Genomic DNA, 3059 nt, shown 5'->3' on the forward strand with positions numbered 1-3059 from the left:
GGGCAGTTCTCCGCCGTCGACGGCCTGATCACCGGCGAGGAGAACATGCTCCTCATGGCGGATCTGCACCATCTTTCCCGCCGCGAAGGGCGTCGGGCGGCAGCCGAGTTGCTGGAGCGCTTCGACCTTACCGAGGCCGCGAAGAAACCGGCCGTCACCTACTCCGGCGGCATGAAGCGCCGCCTGGACATCGCCATGACCCTGGTCGGGCGTCCGCGCATCATCTTCCTGGACGAGCCCACCACCGGCCTCGACCCCCGCTCCCGGCACAACATGTGGGGCATCATCCGTGAGTTGGTCTCGGACGGCGTCACCGTCTTCCTCACCACCCAGTACCTGGAAGAGGCCGACCAACTCGCCGACCGCATCGCGGTGTTGAACGAAGGGAAGATCGCCGCCGAAGGCACGGCAGAGGAACTGAAGCGGCTCATCCCCGGCGGGCACGTATGCCTTCGTTTCTCCGACCCGGCCGCCTACCGGTCCGCGAGCCTGGCCGTGCGTGAGGCCACCGCCGACAACCAATCCCTCTCCCTGCGGATCCCCAGCGACGGCACCCAGCGCGAACTGCGCGCCATCCTCGACTGGCTGGACTCCGAGGGCATCGAGGCGGACGAACTGACCCTGCACACACCCGACCTCGACGATGTCTTCTTCGCCCTGACTAGCGGCACCGACCACCCCGCCAAGCAGTCCGCCGCCCAGCCGACCGACCATCCCGCCGCCCAGCCCAAGGAGACCGTCCGATGAGCTCTCTCGCCCTCCCCCTCGCCGTACGCGACTCCTCCACCATGCTGCGCCGCAACCTCCTGCATGCGCGGCGCTATCCCTCTCTCACGCTCAACATCCTGCTGACGCCGATCGTCCTGCTGCTGTTGTTCGTCTACGTCTTCGGCGACGTGATGAGCGCGGGCATCGGTGGTGGCGGAGCCGATCGCTCCGACTACATCGCCTACCTCGTCCCCGGCATCCTCCTGATGACCATCGGCGCCACCCCGGCCGGGACCGCGGTGTCCGTGTCCATGGACATGGCCGAGGGGATCATCGCCCGCTTCCGTACGATGGCCATCCACCGCGGCTCCGTGCTCATCGGGCATGTCATCGGCAGCGTGCTGCAGGCGATCCTCAGTGTGCTGGTCGTCGGAGCCGTGGCCGTGGCCATCGGCTTCCGGTCCACCGACGCCACGGCCCTGGAGTGGCTGGCGGCAATCGGGCTGCTGGCGCTGGTCGCCCTGGCCTTCACCTGGATCGCGGTCGGGATGGGCATGGCCAGCCCGAATCCCGAGGCGGCCAGCAACAACGCGCTGCCGCTGATGATCCTGCCGCTCATCTCCAGCGCGTTCGTCCCGGTCGAGGCGATGCCGGGCTGGTTCCGGCCGCTCGCCGAGTACCAGCCCTTCACCCCGGCCATCGAAACCCTCCGCGGGCTCCTCCTCGGCACAGAAATCGGCAACAGCGGCTGGCTCACCATCGCCTGGTGCGCGGGCCTGGCGGCGCTCGGCTACCGCTGGTCGACGGCACTGTTCTCCCGTGACCCGAAGTAGTCGGCCCATGGGCTGGTTGCGAGCCGGCGGGTAGCCCGGGCGAGGATGCCTGAATGAGCCATGCAGCAGACGAGATACGCGAAGCGATCGCAGGCGAACTGCGCCTGATGGACCCCGGCGTGCGTACCTCGCGTGCTCTTGCCGGGCAGCTGCTGGACCCGGAGTTCATCGAGGTCGGCGCTTCAGGACGCCGGTGGACATACGAGGAGATGCTGGCCGCGCTCCCGGAGCTGGACGGCGCGGACGCAGACGGCCCACGCTACGAGCCCTCAGACTTCACCGGCGTCCTCCTGGCCCCCGGCCTCGTACATCTCACCTATGAGACCACGCACGGCGAAAAACGGGCCCGCCGCAGTTCCCTGTGGCGCAAGCAGGGCCCGAACGCCCCCTGGCAGATGTACTACCACCAGGCCACACCGTTCCCGCCCGAGAACACGTAACCGCGCATCGCGGTCAGCGGTCGGCCACCCACCGTGTGTCCGTGGGCCACGAGCCCCGGCGGATGATGTGGCCCACGATGGTGAACGCTTCACCGATGGGCACGGTGTCCTCATTCTGGTACACGTCGTGCTGCCCGTTGGAGAGGACGAAGCCCTCTCTCGATCCCGGCGCTCCCGGCTCCACGGCGTGTTCGCCGGGATCGTCTTCCCCGTCGAGCAGCATCACCATCGCCCGCTGGGTATTCGTCACGAAACCCAACAACCGGCCGGTCGAACCGGCAAACCACGTCTCGAACAGACCGCCATCAATCCGCACCCGCAGCACCTCAAGCACCGCCTCGGACGACACCGTCACGTCGGGGCTGTCACGGACCACCCAAGACTCGATCACAAGCACGACGGTCTCACAGCGTTTCGCCCGCGTGCCGAGGCCATGCCTGCCGGTCGGCGGGGATGAAGACGGCCACGTAGTCCTCAAGTCCTTCGTGCAGGCCCCATTCCTCACGGTCCATGGCGGCTCCATGTCGGGCTCGGGAGTTCTGACGGCCCTTGGCGTACACGAGGACGGTGTAGTTCATGGCCGGGTTGAGTTGCAGGGCCGGGGCATATTCCCCGGCGCCTGGAAGCCAGCCTGCAGCGGGTGTGGCAGGGCCTGTGGTGGGGCCGGACATGCCCATCCGCCCGCCGGAAACGGGGCGGTACGGCCACCTGCCGAGCAGCTGCCACTGCTCCGGTTGCTGTACGGGCTCGGTCTCAGTGTGCATGAGGGTCACCCAGGCCTCGTGGGACTGGACGCGGCTGACGACAGTCAGCTTGCCGGGGGTGACGATCACAGGCACGTCGGTGCGGAAGTCAGGAATCTGTTCGTCGACCTCCAGCTCGTTCTCGATATCCTCGTGAATGTAGAAGTGCGAGTACTCGATGCCGACAACGCCACTGACCATGTCCATGGTCAAACCGTATGACGCCGCCGCATCGAAGTGAGAGACCGTACCCAACCGCCTTTGCGCGACCCTTCTTTCAATACGGCGACATTGGCCAGGGGCTGCCGATCGCGGCGGCGAACTCAGCTCAGGCA

5 protein-coding genes are annotated in these 3059 nt (G+C 67.2%); 3 read left to right on the forward strand and 2 right to left on the reverse strand.

The window, feature by feature from the left end:
* The 3 genes from ACQKIP_RS43875 to ACQKIP_RS43885 all read left to right on the forward strand — a co-directional run.
* The coding region (locus ACQKIP_RS43875) for an ATP-binding cassette domain-containing protein (RefSeq protein WP_427745565.1) at positions 1 to 747 on the forward strand (747 nt) is incomplete at its 5' end.
* Positions 744 to 1541, forward strand: a complete 798-nt coding sequence (locus ACQKIP_RS43880) for an ABC transporter permease (RefSeq protein ID WP_365856453.1) — start codon at positions 744 to 746, stop codon at positions 1539 to 1541. The genes ACQKIP_RS43875 and ACQKIP_RS43880, both read left to right, overlap by 4 nt.
* A gap of 53 nt (positions 1542 to 1594) precedes the next feature.
* Entirely contained in the window at positions 1595 to 1981 is a 387-nt protein-coding gene (locus tag ACQKIP_RS43885) for a nuclear transport factor 2 family protein (RefSeq protein ID WP_365856451.1), read from the forward strand.
* Between the two features lie 13 nt (positions 1982 to 1994).
* On the opposite strand, the gene ACQKIP_RS43890 is transcribed toward ACQKIP_RS43885, so the two are convergent.
* Positions 1995 to 2378 carry a hypothetical protein gene (locus ACQKIP_RS43890; protein WP_365856449.1) on the reverse strand — a complete coding sequence of 128 codons (384 nt, stop codon included), beginning with the start codon at positions 2376 to 2378 and terminating at the stop codon, positions 1995 to 1997.
* Positions 2379 to 2385: 7 nt separating this feature from the next.
* Entirely contained in the window at positions 2386 to 2931 is a 546-nt protein-coding gene (locus ACQKIP_RS43895) for a hypothetical protein (RefSeq protein WP_365856447.1), read from the reverse strand.
* Positions 2932 to 3059 lie beyond the last annotated feature (128 nt).

The organism is Streptomyces sp. NPDC059900, assembly GCF_050270335.1.
Taxonomy (GTDB): Bacteria; Actinomycetota; Actinomycetes; order Streptomycetales; family Streptomycetaceae; genus Streptomyces.

Excerpts from the sequence above, each read along its gene's own strand:
- ACQKIP_RS43895 (WP_365856447.1), bottom strand. The coding sequence starts at position 2,931 with ATGGACATGGTCAGTGGCGTTGTCGGCATCGAGTACTCGCACTTCTAC.
- ACQKIP_RS43880 (WP_365856453.1), top strand. The coding sequence starts at position 744 with ATGAGCTCTCTCGCCCTCCCCCTCGCCGTACGCGACTCCTCCACCATG.
- ACQKIP_RS43885 (WP_365856451.1), top strand. The coding sequence starts at position 1,595 with ATGAGCCATGCAGCAGACGAGATACGCGAAGCGATCGCAGGCGAACTG.